Annotated in this window: 16 protein-coding genes; 12 read left to right on the forward strand and 4 right to left on the reverse strand. The window is 72.4% G+C overall.

Features of this window, described 5'->3' with window-relative positions; genetic code table 11:
• Positions 1–37: 37 nt before the first annotated feature.
• The 7 genes from ACFY0F_RS14415 to ACFY0F_RS14445 all read left to right on the forward strand — a co-directional run bounded on the left by ACFY0F_RS14415 (position 38) and on the right by ACFY0F_RS14445 (position 6,505).
• Positions 38–382 carry a YbaB/EbfC family nucleoid-associated protein gene (locus ACFY0F_RS14415; protein WP_388792988.1) on the forward strand — a complete coding sequence of 115 codons (345 nt, stop codon included), beginning with the start codon at positions 38–40 and terminating at the stop codon, positions 380–382.
• Positions 383–437: 55 nt separating this feature from the next.
• On the forward strand, positions 438–1,037 hold the full coding sequence (gene recR / locus ACFY0F_RS14420; protein ID WP_132856910.1) for a recombination mediator RecR: 600 nt from the start codon (positions 438–440) through the stop codon (positions 1,035–1,037).
• On the forward strand, positions 1,030–1,686 hold the full coding sequence (locus ACFY0F_RS14425) for a DUF5063 domain-containing protein (protein ID WP_388792990.1): 657 nt from the start codon (positions 1,030–1,032) through the stop codon (positions 1,684–1,686). The genes recR and ACFY0F_RS14425 overlap by 8 nt, the downstream gene beginning before the upstream one ends.
• A 197-nt stretch (positions 1,687–1,883) precedes the next feature.
• Entirely contained in the window at positions 1,884–3,161 is a 1,278-nt protein-coding gene (locus ACFY0F_RS14430; protein WP_388792992.1) for an aspartate kinase, read from the forward strand.
• Positions 3,158–4,210, forward strand: a complete 1,053-nt coding sequence (locus ACFY0F_RS14435; protein ID WP_388792994.1) for an aspartate-semialdehyde dehydrogenase — start codon at positions 3,158–3,160, stop codon at positions 4,208–4,210. Before ACFY0F_RS14430 ends, ACFY0F_RS14435 begins: the two co-directional genes overlap by 4 nt.
• A gap of 499 nt (positions 4,211–4,709) precedes the next feature.
• Entirely contained in the window at positions 4,710–5,339 is a 630-nt protein-coding gene (locus tag ACFY0F_RS14440; RefSeq protein ID WP_388792996.1) for a SigE family RNA polymerase sigma factor, read from the forward strand.
• Between the two features lie 113 nt (positions 5,340–5,452).
• Complete coding sequence (locus ACFY0F_RS14445) at positions 5,453–6,505, forward strand: hypothetical protein (RefSeq protein WP_388792998.1); 1,053 nt, start codon at positions 5,453–5,455, stop codon at positions 6,503–6,505.
• Between the two features lie 185 nt (positions 6,506–6,690).
• Here ACFY0F_RS14445 and ACFY0F_RS14450 read toward each other — a convergent pair whose 3' ends face one another.
• The gene (locus tag ACFY0F_RS14450; protein ID WP_388793000.1) at positions 6,691–7,470 is read right to left on the reverse strand and encodes an SURF1 family protein; all 780 of its coding nucleotides are present in this window, start codon (positions 7,468–7,470) and stop codon (positions 6,691–6,693) included.
• A gap of 133 nt (positions 7,471–7,603) precedes the next feature.
• On the opposite strand from ACFY0F_RS14450, the gene ACFY0F_RS14455 reads away from it, so the two are divergent.
• The 3 genes from ACFY0F_RS14455 (at position 7,604) to ACFY0F_RS14465 (ending at position 10,606) form a co-directional block, all read left to right on the forward strand.
• On the forward strand, positions 7,604–9,421 hold the full coding sequence (locus tag ACFY0F_RS14455; RefSeq protein WP_388793002.1) for a prolyl oligopeptidase family serine peptidase: 1,818 nt from the start codon (positions 7,604–7,606) through the stop codon (positions 9,419–9,421).
• Positions 9,422–9,632: 211 nt separating this feature from the next.
• Positions 9,633–9,842 (forward strand): hypothetical protein, encoded by a 210-nt coding sequence (locus ACFY0F_RS14460; RefSeq protein WP_388793004.1) that lies wholly within the window; start codon positions 9,633–9,635, stop codon positions 9,840–9,842.
• Complete coding sequence (locus ACFY0F_RS14465; RefSeq protein WP_388793006.1) at positions 9,839–10,606, forward strand: hypothetical protein; 768 nt, start codon at positions 9,839–9,841, stop codon at positions 10,604–10,606. Before ACFY0F_RS14460 ends, ACFY0F_RS14465 begins: the two co-directional genes overlap by 4 nt.
• Positions 10,607–10,637: 31 nt before the next feature.
• Here the strand turns inward: ACFY0F_RS14465 and ACFY0F_RS14470 are convergent, their stop codons facing one another.
• A complete protein-coding gene (locus ACFY0F_RS14470) occupies positions 10,638–12,494 on the reverse strand; it encodes an NAD-binding protein (RefSeq protein ID WP_388793008.1) in 1,857 nt (618 codons plus the stop codon).
• Between the two features lie 184 nt (positions 12,495–12,678).
• On the opposite strand from ACFY0F_RS14470, the gene ACFY0F_RS14475 reads away from it, so the two are divergent.
• Positions 12,679–13,734, forward strand: a complete 1,056-nt coding sequence (locus tag ACFY0F_RS14475) for a permease (RefSeq protein ID WP_388793010.1) — start codon at positions 12,679–12,681, stop codon at positions 13,732–13,734.
• Positions 13,731–14,495 (forward strand): TIGR03943 family putative permease subunit, encoded by a 765-nt coding sequence (locus ACFY0F_RS14480; RefSeq protein WP_388793012.1) that lies wholly within the window; start codon positions 13,731–13,733, stop codon positions 14,493–14,495. Before ACFY0F_RS14475 ends, ACFY0F_RS14480 begins: the two co-directional genes overlap by 4 nt.
• A 17-nt stretch (positions 14,496–14,512) precedes the next feature.
• On the opposite strand, the gene ACFY0F_RS14485 is transcribed toward ACFY0F_RS14480, so the two are convergent.
• Complete coding sequence (locus ACFY0F_RS14485; RefSeq protein ID WP_388793014.1) at positions 14,513–14,770, reverse strand: hypothetical protein; 258 nt, start codon at positions 14,768–14,770, stop codon at positions 14,513–14,515.
• A 39-nt stretch (positions 14,771–14,809) separates the two neighbouring features.
• Positions 14,810–15,868: a PucR family transcriptional regulator gene (locus ACFY0F_RS14490; RefSeq protein ID WP_388793016.1), complete on the reverse strand. Its 1,059-nt coding sequence runs from the start codon at positions 15,866–15,868 to the stop codon at positions 14,810–14,812.
• Positions 15,869–15,980 lie beyond the last annotated feature (112 nt).

Raw genomic sequence — 15,980 nt, forward strand, 5'->3', positions numbered from 1 at the left:
GTGCACACGGAGGAAACGACAAGACCAGGAGCTGATCGTGATACCCGGTGGTGGCCAGCCCAACATGCAGCAGCTGCTCCAGCAGGCCCAGAAGATGCAGCAGGATCTGGCGAAGGCGCAGGAGGAACTCGCGGCCACGGAGGTCGACGGGCAGTCGGGCGGCGGGCTGGTGAGGGCCACGGTGACCGGCGCCGGCGAGCTCCGCGCGCTGAAGATCGACCCGAAGGCGGTCGACCCCGAGGACACCGAGACCCTCGCCGACCTGATCGTCGCGGCCGTGCACGCGGCCAACGAGAACGCGCAGACGCTGCAGCAGCAGAAGCTGGGTCCGCTGGCCCAGGGGCTGGGCGGTGGCAGCGGCATCCCGGGTCTGCCTTTCTAAGACCGGGCACCGCCAACTACCGTACGTACCGTAAGACTCCAGGAAGGGCAGTCCGTTGTACGAAGGCGTGGTCCAGGACCTCATCGACGAGCTGGGTCGCCTGCCCGGCGTCGGTCCCAAGAGCGCGCAGCGGATCGCCTTCCACATCCTGCAGGCGGAGCCGACGGACGTACGGCGCCTCGCGCAGGCGCTCCTCGAGGTGAAGGCGAAGGTCCGCTTCTGCGCGACCTGCGGCAACGTCGCACAGGAGGAGCTGTGCGGCATCTGCCGCGACGCGCGCCGGGACCCGGCCGTGATCTGCGTCGTGGAGGAGCCGAAGGACGTGGTCGCGATCGAGCGGACCCGTGAGTTCCGCGGCCGCTACCACGTGCTCGGCGGCGCGATCAGCCCGATCGAGGGCGTCGGCCCCGACGACCTGCGGATCAGGGAACTGCTGGCCCGCCTGGCGGACGGTACGGTCACCGAGCTGATCCTGGCCACCGACCCCAATCTCGAGGGCGAGGCGACGGCGACGTACCTCGCCCGCATGATCAAGCCCATGGGTCTGAAGGTCACCCGGCTGGCCAGCGGCCTGCCGGTGGGTGGGGACCTGGAATACGCGGACGAGGTCACCCTCGGCCGTGCCTTCGAGGGGAGACGACTCCTAGATGTCTGACGCCACGCTGCACGACTCGACACGGAACCCGGACGACTTCGCCGTCCAGATCGCGGACCAGGTGGAGAGTTTCCTGGTGGCCGTCACCGAGGTGGCCAAGGGCGACGAACCCGACTCCGCCGTGCCCTTCCTCCTGCTGGAGGTCTCCCAGCTCATGCTGGCCGGCGGCCGGCTGGGCGCCCACGAGGACATCGTCCCCGAGGAGCGCTACGAGCCGGACCTGGGCCCGGAACCCGACGTGGACGAACTCCGGGAGAACCTCGCCCGCCTCCTGGAGCCGATCGACGTCTACTCCGAGGTCTTCGACCCGTACGAGCCCCGCAAGGCGCGGGTCCCGGCCCGGATCTCCGACGACCTGGCCGACGTGATCACCGACCTGCGTCACGGCATGGCCCACTACCGGGCCGGCCGCACCACGGAGGCCCTGTGGTGGTGGCAGTTCTCCTACTTCTCCAACTGGGGCGGCACCGCCTCGGCGACCCTGCGGGCCCTGCAGTCCCTGGTCGCCCACGTCCGCCTGAACCAGCCCCTGGAGGAACTCGACGGCCTCGACACCGACCAGGACCTCGGTGACGACCTGGAGATCGAGGCCGGCCGGGTGATGGCGGAGGAGATCGGCGGACAGCTCGGACTGCGCCCGGGGACGTGACCCGGCGCGGTGTCCGGCGGCGCGGGCGCCGTCCTCGTGCGACTGTGAGCCCTGGCACTTTCCGAGTGGGGCGGCCCGGGCTGGGCATGTGCTGTTCCGGACGGGCGCCGACATCTCACGATGCGATACCGCAGAGGTGAAATGAGGGCGCTCGTTAAACTGAGCCGACCGAGTACATACCGGAGCGAGGAGCGCACGTGGGCCTTGTCGTGCAGAAGTACGGAGGCTCCTCCGTAGCCGATGCCGAGGGCATCAAGCGCGTCGCCAAGCGGATCGTGGAAGCCAAGAAGAACGGCAACCAGGTGGTTGTCGTGGTTTCCGCGATGGGCGACACGACGGACGAGCTGATCGATCTCGCCGAGCAGGTGTCCCCGATGCCTGCCGGGCGCGAGTTCGACATGCTGCTGACCGCCGGGGAGCGGATCTCCATGGCCCTGCTGGCCATGGCGATCAAGAAGCTGGGTCACGAGGCCCAGTCGTTCACCGGCAGCCAGGCAGGTGTCATCACCGACTCGGTCCACAACAAAGCCCGGATCATCGACGTCACGCCGGGGCGGATCCGCACGGCGCTGGACGAGGGCAACATCGCCATCGTCGCCGGGTTCCAGGGCGTCAGCCAGGACAAGAAGGACATCACGACCCTGGGTCGTGGCGGCTCCGACACCACCGCGGTGGCCCTCGCGGCCGCCCTCGACGCCGAGGTCTGTGAGATCTACACCGACGTCGACGGCGTGTTCACCGCGGACCCGCGGGTGGTGAAGAAGGCGAAGAAGATCGACTGGATCTCCTTCGAGGACATGCTGGAGCTCGCGGCCTCCGGCTCCAAGGTGCTGCTCCACCGCTGTGTGGAGTACGCCCGCCGTTACAACATCCCGATCCACGTCCGCTCCTCCTTCAGCGGGCTGCAGGGCACGTGGGTCAGCAGCGAGCCGATCGAGCAAGGGGACAAGAAGGTGGAGCAGGCCATCATCTCCGGTGTCGCGCACGACACCTCCGAGGCCAAGGTCACGGTCGTCGGCGTGCCGGACAAGCCGGGCGAGGCCGCCTCGATCTTCCGCGCGATCGCCGACGCCGAGGTCAACATCGACATGGTCGTGCAGAACGTGTCCGCGGCCTCCACGGGTCTGACGGACATCTCCTTCACGCTGCCGAAGACCGAGGGCCGCAAGGCCATCGACGCGCTGGAGAAGTACAAGGCCGGCATCGGCTTCGAATCGCTGCGCTACGACGACCAGATCGGCAAGATCTCCCTGGTCGGCGCGGGTATGAAGACCAACCCGGGCGTCACCGCGACCTTCTTCGAGGCGCTGTCCGACGCGGGCGTGAACATCGAGCTGATCTCGACCTCGGAGATCCGTATCTCGGTCGTCACCCGTGCCGACGACGTGCCGGAGGCCGTACGCGCCGTGCACACCGCCTTCGGGCTCGACTCCGACAGCGACGAGGCCGTCGTCTACGGAGGCACAGGGCGATGACCGCCGGACCGACGCTCGCGGTCGTGGGAGCGACCGGAGCCGTCGGCACGGTCATGCTCCAGATCCTCTCCCAGCGCGCCGACGTCTGGGGCGAGATCCGTCTCGTCGCCTCGCCGCGCTCGGCCGGCCGCAAGCTGGCCGTGCGCGGCGAGGTGGTCGAGGTGATCGCCCTGACCGAGGAGGCCTTCGACGGGGTCGACGTCGCCATGTTCGACGTCCCCGACGAGGTCTCCGCACGGTGGGCGCCGATCGCCGCCGCCAAGGGCTCGGTGGTGGTGGACAACTCGGGCGCGTTCCGGATGGACCCGGACGTGCCCCTGGTCGTCCCCGAGGTCAACCCGCACACGGTCCGGGTCCGCCCGCGCGGCATCGTCGCCAACCCCAACTGCACGACCCTGTCGATGATCGTCGCCCTGGGCGCGCTGCACGCCGAGTTCGGACTGCGCGAGCTGGTGGTGTCCTCGTACCAGGCGGTGAGCGGGGCCGGACGGGCCGGCGTGGAGGCGCTGCGCACCCAGTTGTCCCTGGTCGCCGGTACGGAACTCGGGACCAGCCCGGGTGATGTGCGGCGGGCCGTGGGCGACAACACCGGGCCGTTCCCGGAGCCGGTCGCGCTGAACGTCGTGCCGTGGGCCGGGTCGCTGCGCGAGGACGGCTGGTCGTCGGAGGAGATGAAGGTGCGGGACGAGTCCCGCAAGATCCTCGGACTGCCGAGGCTGCCGGTCGCCGTGACCTGTGTGCGCGTCCCCGTGGTCACCACGCACTCGCTCACCGTCCACGCCCGTTTCCAGGGCGAGGTCACCGTCGACGGCGCCCGCGAGATCCTCGCCACGGCGCCCGGTGTGGTGCTGTGCGACGACCCGGCCGCCGGTGAGTTCCCCACCCCCGCCGACGTGGTGGGCACCGACCCGACCTGGGTCGGGCGGGTGCGGCGGGCGCTCGACGACCCCACCGCGCTCGAACTCTTCGTATGCGGGGACAATCTGCGCAAAGGCGCCGCGCTCAACACCGCGCAGATCGCCGAGCTGGTGGCTGCGGAACTGATCTGAGGTCCACGTCTCACCGAGGAAGCACAGGGTGGGAGCGGATCCATTTGTAGGATCAATGTGACGAGTATGGCTCCGGACTGTGGTCCGGACCACTTGAACCGGGCCCCTTCGGCGTTCGAAGATTCTTCTCCCCGCCCTCCGCAACCGCGCGGAGGGCGGGGAGCGTCTTTGCGGTCACCCTTACGGGGGCGTGGGGGCGCATGGTCCTGGCGTGGGGACGCCGTGATCAGGGCGTGGGGACGCCCGTTCATATGGGATACAAGGGAAGAGCGGGACGCATGACGGCACTTGAGGCACCGTCGGATGTGCTGCCGGTCGCGGGGACGCCGTCGGCTGCGGGGAGGCACGGCTCGCCCGCGTCACCTGGCACAAAAGTGATGCGCGGCACGTACAACCCCCAGGGGGCCGCGCGTGTCCAACAGGCGTGGCAGAGGTACTCGACTTCACGGTTGCGCCTCGCGGCACGGCTCTGCGGCCCCGCGCGACGCTTCGACCCCGCATGCCCGGCACGCCCGGTGGCATGCCGGTGATCGCGCCCATGCCCGCAGCGCGGCCCACCCGCATACCGAACCAGCGCGACGGCATACCCGCCCCGCGCGAGGGAGCCGAGGACACCGCGGACACCGTGGCCGCCGGTACCACCGTCGACCACCTCACCGAGACCTACCGGGCGCACTACCGCTCGCTGCTGGGACTGGCGGCGCTGCTCCTCGACGACACCGCCTCCTGCGAGGACGTCGTCCAGGAGGCCTTCATCCGTGTCCACTCGGCCCGCAAGCGCGTCCGGGACCCGGAGAAGACCCTCGCCTACCTGCGCCAGACGGTGGTGAACCTCTCCCGTTCCGCGCTGCGCCGCCGCATCCTCGGCCTGAAGCTGCTGTCCAAGCCGATGCCGGACATGGCGAGCGCGGAGGAGGGCGCGTACGACTCGCTGGAGCGCCGTGACCTCATCAAGGCGATGAAGGGCCTGCAGCGCCGCCAGCGCGAGGTCCTCGTGCTGCGCTACTTCGCCGACATGACCGAGGCCCAGGTCGCCGAGACGCTCGGAATATCCCTGGGGTCGGTGAAGGCGTACGGCTCCCGCGGCATAGCGGCCCTCCGGGTGTCCATGGAGGCGTCGACATCATGAGCGACCGCGCCGAGGGAGGCGGTTCCCACGATCGCCACGAGCCCTATGCCTGGCACGAACCGACGAAGCAGCACGAGCAAGAGCACACGCCAACGCACGCTGGGAACGGAACTGTGAACCACGGCCCCGACGACCAGGGCCCGGACGGGCTCGGCTCGGACGAGCTGGACCTGCGCCGACTGCTGCACTCGGCCGTCGACGACATCGAGCCGCGCGACGGCACGCTGGACCATCTGCGCCGCGCGGTGCCCGCCCGGCGAGCGCGCAAGCGGCAGGCCGTGGTCGGCATGGCGGCGGCGGTCCTGTTCGTCGGCACCGCCATCCCGGCCCTGCTGCACGTGTCCCACGCCACCGGCTCCGACCCCAACACCTCCATGGCCGGCCAGGCCTCCGAGGCGCAGGGCGGCGACTCGGGCAAGAACCCGGACGGCGGGGCCAGCAGCGCGGGCGGCTCCAGCGGCAGGAGCAAGGGCAAGCCCAAGGAGGGGACCAAGGAGCCCGGCAGGAGCAAGGCGCCCGGCGGCGCCACCGGCTCGACCGGCGGCGCCAACCCCTCCGCCAGCGCCGCCGCCGGACCCTCGGTGTGCACGCCCGCCCAGCTCGGCTCGGCCACGGGAACCGTCAACGCGCCCGACGCGACCGGTGTCGTCTACGGCACCTTCCGCGTCGTCAACGTCTCCTCCACCAGCTGCACCGTCGGCGGCCCGGGCAGCGTCAGCCCGCTCGCGCAGGGCGCCGCGGACCCCGCCAAGATCAGCGCGGTCCGGCATGTCGCCGGCGACCAGGCGGGGGGCCTGCCCGCCCCGTCGACGGAGGTCTCCGGGCTGGTCCTGGCCCCCGGCGCGGCCTACGAGGAGAAGTTCGCCTTCGTCCCCTCCGAGACCTGCCCCACGACCGGCGGCGGCACGGACACCGGCGGCACGGAAACCGGCGGGCCCAGCCCCGACCCGACCCCCACGCAGGACCCCGGCGCGACCGGCTCGACGGACACCGCCGGTGCGACGTCCTCCGGCGCCACCACCCAGCTCTTCACCGCGGACGGCACGGCGGACGGGAGCATCGTGGTGTCCCACACCGCGGAGGGCGGATCCCCGACGACATCGGTGACGGTACCGGGCGCGTGCGCGGGCACGGTGTACTGGACGGGGCTCTTGGCAGGGTCGTAGCCGCGGTAGCTGCGGCAGCAGCGCCCCAGCTGCGGGCAATCGTGCCTCCCCCAGTGCCTCAAGGGCCTGGGGGGACCCCAGGGCGGCACGGGCGGGCGGTGGGGTTCCCCGAAGCCGAGAGTGGGGGAGGCACCCCGCAGCGCCGGGTTGCGCAGCCCCCGCCCGAGCTGCCCCCGGGCGCAGGGTCACACCCCCGCGGTCTCCCCCTCCGGCACCAAGCCCAGCGCAGCGTCCCGCGCGAACTCGACCTCCCGGCGCAGCAGCCGGAACCACATGAAGACGACGAACCCCGCGAAGACGAACCACTCACCGGTGTAGCCGAGGTTCTGGAACGCCTTCAGGTCGAGCCCCGACCCCGCGGGCGCGGTCGCCGGTACCGCCTTCATCCCCGAGTCGCCCTTGTCGAGGGTCACCCAGGCGTCGTACACCCGGTACGGCACCAGGTTGACCAGCGAGGCGGAGCTGATCGCCGCCGTCTCCCCGGCCGGCAGCCCGCCCGCCGCGCTGACGCCGTTGTCCCCGGGCGTCTCGGAGGCCTGCAACGCCCCGGTGACGGTGACCTCACCGGACGGCGGGGCGGGCGCCCTGTCCGGGTCGGCGGTGCCGGGCAGCCATCCGCGCACCACCGGCAGCGCCCTGCCGGAACCGGTGCGCAGCAGGGTCAGCACGTAGTAGCCGCGCTTTCCGTCCAGCTCCCGGTCGGGGACGAGGAGCTGCTTGCCGTACCGGCCGGTCGCGGTGGCCTGCTTGCCCGAGGTGTTCTGGTCCACGGGCAGCAGCTCGGCCAGCGGCCGGGCCGCCTCCTTCCGGTCGGACACGGCCCGCTCGGCGGCGTCGTGGTGGTCCTGCACCCGCGCCTCGAACCGGCTCAGCTGCCAGGACCCCATGAACACACAGAACGGGATGGCGAGCAGCACGAACACGTTGATGCCCCACCAGCGGGGTGTCAGCAGAAACCGGTACACGCCCTCAACGGTACGGCGACGCCGCCGTACCCCCGTCCCCAGGGGCCTTCCGTGCGTGCATGATCGCAAAAGTTGTCCACAGGCTACGCACACTCGCCAGCTATTTGCCGGTGGTGACGGGCAGTATGGGCGCATGACTGGGGCACAGAGTGAGAGCAACATGCCGGACTGGGTGAAGCGCTTTCGGGCGCCGCGGGTGTCACTGCCCGACTGGGCCGAGGACGCGCCCGACCGGTCCCTGTTCGTGTCGAACGCGACGGGCACGTACGAGCTGTACGCCTGGGACCGGGTGACGGGGGAGCAGCGCCAGGTGACGTCCCGGCCGAACGGCACGACGGACGGCGTGCTCTCCCCGGACGGCGCCTGGATCTGGTGGTTCGACGACAAGGACGGCGACGAGTTCGGGGTGTGGCGCCGCCAGCCCTTCACGGGCGGCGCGGACGAACCGGCCACCCCCGGCCTGGAGCCCTCCTATCCGGCGGGCCTGGCCCTGTCCCGGGACGGCCGTACGGCGGTCGTGGGCCGCTCCACGGACGAGGAGGGCTCGACGATCCACGTGGTACGCGAGGGCGAGGCCCCCTTCGAGCTGTACCGGCACCGGGAGTCGGCGGGCGTCGGGGACCTCTCCCACGACGGCTCCCTCATCGCGATCGAGCACACGGAGCACGGTGACGCGATGCACTCGGCACTGCGCGTGCTGCGCCCGGACGGCACGACGGTCGCCGAGCTGGACGACACCAAGGGCGGCGCCGAGGAGCTGGGTCTGGAGGTGCTGGGCTTCGCCCCGCGCGAGGCCGATCCGCGGCTGCTGATCGGGCACCAGCGGCGCGGCCGGTGGGAGCCCCTGGTCTGGGACGTCGTCACGGGCGAGGAGACGGACCTGGTGCTGGACCTGCCGGGCGACGTGAGCGCGGACTGGTACCCGGACGGCTCGGCGCTGCTCATCGCGCACGGCTTCGAGGCCCGCAGCGAGCTGTTCCGGTACGACCTGGGCAGCCGCGAGCTGACGAGGATCCCCACCCCGCCGGGCACGGTGTCCGGCGCGACGGCCCGCCCCGACGGCAGCGTGGAGTACCTGTGGTCGTCGGCCGCCGAGCCGTCGTCGGTCCGTTCGACGACGGGCCGGGTGGTCCTGAACCCGCCCGGCCTGAAGAGCCCGGGCTCGGTCCCCGTGGAGGACGTGTGGGTGGAAGGGCCCGGCGGCCGTATCCACGCCCTGGTCCAGAAGCCGGCCGGTGCGACGGGTCCCCTGCCCACGGTGTTCGACCTGCACGGCGGGCCGACCTGGCACGACAGCGACTCCTTCGCCGCGGGCCCGGCCGCCTGGGTGGACCACGGGTACGCGGTGGTCCGGGTCAACTACCGGGGCTCCACGGGCTACGGCCGGGCGTGGACCGACGCGCTCAAGCACCGGGTCGGCCTGATCGAGCTGGAGGACGTGGCCGCGGTCCGCGAGTGGGCCGTCTCCTCCGGCCTCGCCGACCCCTCCCGGCTGATCCTCACCGGCGCCTCCTGGGGCGGCTACCTCACCCTGCTCGGCATCGGCACCCAGCCGGACGACTGGGCCCTGGGCATCGCCGTCGTCCCGGTCGCCGACTACGTCACCGCGTACCACGACGAGATGGAAGCCCTGAAGGCCATGGACCGCACCCTCCTGGGCGGCACCCCCGAGGAGGTCCCCGACCGCTTCGAGGCCTCCTCCCCGCTCACCTACGTCGACCGGGTCAAGGCTCCCGTCTACATCTCCGCCGGCGTGAACGACCCCCGCTGTCCCATCCGCCAGATCGACAACTACGTCAAGCGTCTGGAGTCCCGCGGCGCCGTGCACGAGGTGTACCGCTACGACGCGGGGCACGGATCCCTGGTGGTGGACGAGCGGATCAAGCAGGTCCGGCTGGAGCTGGACTTCGCGGCGAGGCACCTGGAGCAGGCGCGCACGACGGCGGCGTGAACCCGGCTCGTGGGGCCGTGCGCGTCCGCGCGGCACGGCCCCGCCGGCACGGCCCGCGCAGGGTGGACCGTATGCCATGCGATTTCATATCCAGTCTGAATATCCGGGCGAATCTTGTATGAATCCGCGCGGTAATTCAAAGCGTTTTTCCGGGCGGCCATTCACCCGATCGCCGCGCATCCAAGTGAAAAGAGCCGCCGTTAGTCGGGGCATGGCGAATGCAAGCGATCCTGGCAAGACGCCCGGCCTCTATGGGGTGACGGTGGGGCCGTACGTCTACACCCCGGGCATCCTCAGTAAGAACGGTGTGCCTGTCGTACTGCAGGTCACTGATCCACTGTTGCAGAACTTCCTCACCGATGTCCGTCAAGCGGAATCCGATCTCGCCGGTCGATGGGCCTGCGCGCTGTCGTTCTCATGAGTGACGAACGCTACGGCCGTATGTGGCACGGCACCACCGATTACCTGGACGATTTCGACGAGGCGGCGCCGGACCCGAGCTGGGACCCGGCCGAGGAACTCGCCTATCTGCTGCAGAAGGCCGGCCAGGAGGAATACGCGAAGACGGTGCCGCCGCCCCGGGACGAGGTGCCGGTCACCGGTACCGCGGCCGGCGCCCCGATGAGGCAGCTGCAGGACCTCACCGCCGAGCTGCCGCCGGTGCGTTCGTCCCGCCGGGGCCATCGCAGGCCCACGCCCCGCCGACGACCGGGTGGTCTGCGCATCGCCAGCTGTGTCCTCGCCGCGCTGGGCGCGGTCATCGTGTCGATGGTGAGCGTCTTCAGCGGTGTGGCCACCTACGAGCCTTTGCTCGTCATCACCTCGCACGGCCGGGACGGTGCCGACGCCTGGTGGCCCCTGCTGGTCTACGGCCCCTGGATGGCCGGGTCGCTGTCCATCCTGCGTGCGGCGCTGCACCAGCGTCGCGCCGTCCACTCGTGGTTCGTCGTTCTCCTCTTCTCCTCCGTCGCGGTGCTGCTCTGCGTGGTGCAGGCGCCGCGGACCATCGCGGCCACGGCGACGGCCGCCTTGCCGGGGGTCGCGGCGCTGGCCTGTTTCCAGCAGCTGGTCCGGCAGATCACCCTGACGCGACCGCCCCGACGGACCACCCCGCGGCACCGGTCACGGACCCCGCAGGAGCGCTATGCGGCCGGGGCCGCGGCCGAGGGCGGGGAGACGCTCTGACACCGAGGACGCCCGGTGCGGACCTGTCGTCTCACAGGCCGGCATCGGGCGCTCCGCGCCGGCCCAGCAGCTCCGCCAGTCCCCGCCGGGTGGCGGCCAGCAGTACCCGGTCCGCCGCCCGCAGCACATGGCCCTCGTCCACGTCGGGCCGCCCTTCCAGCGCGAGCACCCGCCAGGCCCCGGCCCGGAACGCGTCCTGAACGGTCCGCCCCTCCAGCTGCGGATGCCCGCCGACGTCGACCACGGCGAACAGCAGCACCCGCCGCTCCACCGGAATCGCCCCGAGGATCTGGCGGCCGAGCATCGCCCCCGCGAAGGCGGGCGCGGCCAGATGCGTGACACTCCGGCTCCGGGTCTGCGCGTGCGGGTGCGCGGCCCGCAGGGTGCGGTACACGGCGGTCGCGAAGTCGTCGTCGTACAGCCGCAGCACCACCCGCAGATCGGGCCGTACGGACCGCGCGTACAGCACCGCCTCCAGATTGGTGGTGTCCGCGCTGGTCACCGCCATCAGGGCGTGCGCCCGGTGGATCTTGGCGGCCTCCAGCACCCCTTCCTGCGTCACGTCACCGAGCACCACCGGCACCCGCAGCCGCCGCGCCACGGCCAGCCCGCGCGCCTCGGGGTCGGACTCCACGCACACCACCGGGATGTGCAGCTCCCGCAGCCGCGTCAGCACCCGCGTGCCGATCTTGCCGAGGCCCAGCAGCACCACGTGCCCGCCGAGCCCTCGGGGCGGCTTGCGCAGCGCGGACGCGGTACGGAAGGTGCCCAGCGCCTCCAGGACCGCGGCCAGCAGCACCGGGAGCAGCAGCAGCCCCACCAGCCCGGACAGCAGTTGCAGGATCTGCCGCCCGAGGGACTGGCCGATGGCCGGGTCGTCGATCGCGAACATGTCCAGCAGCGTCAGGTAGAAGGCGCTCACCGGATGGATCCCGGTCACCACGGACAGGGCGACGGCCAGCGCCACCACGCACCCGACCATCCCGGCCAGCGACCACCTGAGCCGCCGGGAGAACAGCGACGCGAACGGCGGGACGCCCGCGACCCCGCGCCCCGCCGCCGACGACGCGCCGGCGGAGTACGACACCTGCTCCAGCACCACCGTCCCGCGCCCGGTGGCGGCGGCCACCTCCGCCGGGTCGGGCAGCAGCCGCGGCCCCTGTTCCCCGCTCCCCTCCGACCCGTCCGCCCCGGCCGGATCGCTGCTGGTCGCCGACAGCAGCGCCAGCGTGCACAGGCCCGGATCGGCGACCTGCCCCGCCGCCGGCGGAGGCCGCTCCACCGCGCGCAGCAGCAGCTCGTCGGTCTGCACGACCTTGCTGGTGCCCGCGACCGCGGTGGCGGCCAGCGCGGGTGCGGCGGTGTCGGCGTCGGACAGCACGACCGTGGACGCGTCGCCCGCGGCCGCGTCGTTCCCGGCCAACGTGGCGGCCTGGTCGAGGAGTTCCTCGATGTGCTGTCCCAGCCGGCGGTTGTACAGCCTGAGGACCAGCCGCAGCCGGGGGTTGAGGCGCCGGGCGGTCAGCGCGGCACGGATGTTGGTCTCGTCGTCCTCGTACACGAGAGCCAGGGCGACGGCCTGCTCCACACCCGCCTCGGCGAGCACCGCCTCGCTGGGTTCGACCGTCTCCAACAGCCGTTCGCCGCGCGGTGGTTCGCCGCCCCCGCCGCCGTTGCCGTTGCCGCCCGGAGCCCCGGGGCCGCGCCCCACCGTGGCGTTCACCACCCGGTCCAGCAGCGCCGCCGAGGCGGCCCGGGCCCGTCCGACGACCGGTGGTCGCACCGTGCGCTCGTTCGGCGGTACGACGAGCGTCACCTGCTCCCCGTACACCCCGCGCAACTCGGCTGCCAGCCGGTGCGCGAGCCCGTCGTCCCCGCACACGACCATGTGCGCGGGCGCACCACTGTGCCCACCTTGATACGGAACGCTCGCCACAAGGGAGAAGAGTGCCCCAACGGGACGGGCGGTTCCAGCGATCACTGAACGCCCGGGGCCCGCGTGCCGTACTGATGGGGAGGGAGAAGACGCACCGAGATCGCGGGCCGGTGCCCGCACGCGGAGGGACCCACCCGTGGCCATCACCGAAGAAGCCCCGCCCGGGCGAGTCCCGCACGACCCGCCGCCCGACGCGCCGCCCGGCACGTCGCCCGAGGCCGGCGGACGGCAGGCCCGGGACGGCTGGCACCTCAACTCGCCGCTCGCCCTGACCCTGCTGCTGCTCCTGGTGGTCCTCTTCCAGGGCCGGGTCCGCGGCGCGCTGTCGACCCCGGTGATGCAGAGCTGGATGACGGTGTTCGTGGCGGTGGTCGTGCAGGCACTGCCCTTCCTCGCCCTCGGTGTCCTGCTGTCGGCGGCGATCGCGGTGTTCGTGCCGCCGGCGTTCTTCGCCCGGGCCCTGCCCAGCCGGCCCGCGCTCGCCGTGCCGGTCGCCGGGATGGCGGGCGCGGTGCTACCGGGCTGCGAGTGCGCGTCCGTGCCGGTGGCCGGGGCGCTGGTCCGGCGCGGGGTCACGCCCGCCGCGGCGATCGCGTTCCTGCTGTCCGCCCCGGCGATCAACCCGATCGTGCTGACGGCCACGGCCGTCGCCTTCCCGCGCAACCCCGAGATGGTGCTGGCCCGTTTCGCCGGGAGCCTGCTGGTGGCCTGTGTGATGGGCTGGCTGTGGCAGCGCGTCGGCCGCACCGACTGGATCCGCCAGCCCGCGCACGCCCGGCACGAGGGGCAGGGCAAGGGGGAGGCGTTCTGGGGGTCGGTCCGGCACGACATGGTGCACGCCGGGGGCTTCCTGGTGCTCGGCGCGATGGCCGCGGCGACGCTGAAGGCGGTGGCCCCGGCGAGCTGGCTGCGCACCGCCGCCGGCAACCCGGCGGTGGCGATCCTGGCCCTGGCGGTCCTCGCCGTACTGCTGTCGATCTGTTCGGAAGCGGACGCGTTCGTGGCGGCCTCGCTCACCCAGTTCTCGCTCACGGCCAAGCTGGCGTTCCTGGTGGTCGGCCCGATGATCGACCTGAAGCTGTTCGCGATGCAGGCGGGCACCTTCGGCCGGGGCTTCGCGCTGCGCTTCGCCCCCGCCACCTTCGTCCTCGCCATCGCGGGCGCGGTGCTGACCTCGGCGGTGCTGCTGTGAACCGGCAGGCCCAGGCGGCGGTCCTGTTCCTGACCGGCGCGGCCCTGCTGCACGCGGGACTGACCGACCTGTACCTGCGCTATGTGAAGGCGGGGCTGCAGCCGCTGCTGCTGGCGGCCGGGGCGGTGCTGGTGGTGACGGCGCTGGCGACGGCCTGGTACGAGTGGAAACGCGGCCGCGGCAAGCCCTCCACCGCCCCGGAGCCCGACGCCCACGGCCCGGAGCCCCACGGCCACGGCCACGCCCACGCCCACCGCGAGCCCCGTATCTCCTGGCTCCTCGTGCTGCCCCTCCTCGCCCTGATCCTGGTCGCCCCGCCCGCCCTGGGCTCCTACAGCGCCATGCGCACCGGTACGGCCCTGCAGCACCCCTACGGCTACACGACCCTGCCGGCCGGGAACCCCGTACCGATCAGCCTGGTGGACTACGCGGGCCGTGCGGTCTACGACCACGGACGCTCCCTCGGCGGACGTCAGGTCCGCATCACCGGGTTCGTCGCCCTGGACCGCACCGGCACCCCCTACCTGGTCCGGATGGCCCTCAACTGCTGTGCCGCCGACGCCCAGCCGGTGAAGATCGGCCTGACGGGGAGGATCCCGCCGGTGCTGCAGCCGGACAGCTGGCTGGAAGTGACGGGCGCGTACACGTCGAAGCAGGCCAAGGACCCGGTCAACAACGGACCGATCCCGTTCCTGAAGGTGAGCGTCGCCCGTCCGGTGCCGACACCGCACGATCCGTACGACGAGAGCTGGAACACCTGACCCCGCGGCGGCCCCGCTCACGGGCCGCCCGTACCGCCGCGGTCGGCGCCGGCCTCGGCGGCACCCCCGTTCCAGTCGTACGGCCCGCCGCCGCGCCACTCGATCAGTTCGGGATCGTCGACGGCCTGGTCCACGGCGGGCAGCCCGGCACGGTGCACGAGATCCAGCACGTCGAACAGGTCGTACGCCGTCCCCACGCGCTCACCGCGCACCGTCACCTGCCGCCCACCGTCCGCGGCCGGCGGCAGCACCACCACAGGAGGACCCGTACTCATGCCACCACCATGCGCCAGCCACGCCTGAAGCGCAGCACGTCACAGCGGTCTGGCGGGCCAGTCCAGCAGCCGGGCCCCGATCACGGCCGTCTGCAGCATGTACCGGTGGGCCGGGTCGGCCGGGTCGGCGCCGGTCAGGCGGTGGATGCGGTCCAGCCGGTAGGTCAGGGCGCGCACGCTCAGCGACAGCCGGCGGGCGGCCTCGGCGGCCACACAGCCGCAGTCGAAATAGGCCGTAAGGGTGTCCAGGAGCGGCTGGGCGCCACCCCGGGCGGCGGTGAGCGGACCCAGGGCGCCGCGCACGAGGTCGGCCAGGGCCTGCCGGTCGCGGGTGAGGACGGGGTAGACGAGTAGGTCGGCGGCGCGCAGCACCGGCTCCGTCATCTGCAGCCGTTCGGCCAGCTCCAGGGTGTTGAGGGCCTCCTCGTACGACTGGACGACCCCGCCGGCGCCGGGCTGGGAGCGGCCGATGGCGACCCGGCCGCCCTCCGTGGCCGCGTGCGCCTGCTGGGCGAAGTGGGCGAGGATCTCGTCCTGGTCGCCGGGCGCGACGCACAGCAACCGGCCGCCCTTGGTGGTGAGCAGGATGCTGCGGTCGCCGAACCGGGCGATGAGGGAGCGTTCCACCTGCCGGGGGACCGGACCGCTCTCGTCGTACGCGGTCGGGCCCTCGGCCACGGCCACCGCGTGGGTCCGGGACAGGCGCAGACCGAAGCGCTCGGCGCGTTCCGCGAGGCGGCCGAGGTCGCTGCGGCCGTAGAGCAGGTCGTCGATGAACTCCCGGCGGGCGGCCTCCTCCTGGCGCACGGCGTGCCGCTGGGCGCGTTCGTAGCCCTCGGCGAACGCGTCCACGGCCTGCTGCACGGCGGCGAGGGTGCTGTCGGCGGAGCCGGGGGCGCCGGGCCAGGCGGCACGGGTGGCGGCCAGGTGGGCGCGGACCAGGGCGCGCAGCCCGTGGCCGGCCTCGGCGGCCTGTTCGCCCAGGACGCGCCGGTCCTCGATCTCGTCCCGGGCCAGCCGCCGGCCGGTGGCGGAGACATCCGCCAGGAGTTGCGCGTACCCGCGCAGATACCGGTCGGGTATCCCCTGCTCCGTCACGTCTTCCCCCCGCGTTCCGACGCGCCGGTGACGCTCTCCGCACGGTCTTCCGCACGGCCTTCCGCACGTCCCGGCACGCAGACCCTAGTGAACGCTGCCGGAAACCGGCAAT

It is taken from the genome of Streptomyces sp. NPDC001544, from assembly GCF_042894285.1.
Classification (GTDB): Bacteria; Actinomycetota; Actinomycetes; order Streptomycetales; family Streptomycetaceae; genus Streptomyces.

What these genes read in the sequence shown, in the direction of transcription:
- ACFY0F_RS14465 (WP_388793006.1), top strand. Translation starts at nt 9,839, where the DNA reads ATGAGTGACGAACGCTACGGCCGTATGTGGCACGGCACCACCGATTAC.
- ACFY0F_RS14455 (WP_388793002.1), top strand. Translation starts at nt 7,604, where the DNA reads ATGACTGGGGCACAGAGTGAGAGCAACATGCCGGACTGGGTGAAGCGC.
- ACFY0F_RS14470 (WP_388793008.1), bottom strand. Translation starts at nt 12,494, where the DNA reads ATGGTCGTGTGCGGGGACGACGGGCTCGCGCACCGGCTGGCAGCCGAG.
- ACFY0F_RS14440 (WP_388792996.1), top strand. Translation starts at nt 4,710, where the DNA reads ATGCCCGGCACGCCCGGTGGCATGCCGGTGATCGCGCCCATGCCCGCA.
- ACFY0F_RS14435 (WP_388792994.1), top strand. Translation starts at nt 3,158, where the DNA reads ATGACCGCCGGACCGACGCTCGCGGTCGTGGGAGCGACCGGAGCCGTC.
- ACFY0F_RS14425 (WP_388792990.1), top strand. Translation starts at nt 1,030, where the DNA reads ATGTCTGACGCCACGCTGCACGACTCGACACGGAACCCGGACGACTTC.
- ACFY0F_RS14485 (WP_388793014.1), bottom strand. Translation starts at nt 14,770, where the DNA reads ATGAGTACGGGTCCTCCTGTGGTGGTGCTGCCGCCGGCCGCGGACGGT.
- ACFY0F_RS14460 (WP_388793004.1), top strand. Translation starts at nt 9,633, where the DNA reads ATGGCGAATGCAAGCGATCCTGGCAAGACGCCCGGCCTCTATGGGGTG.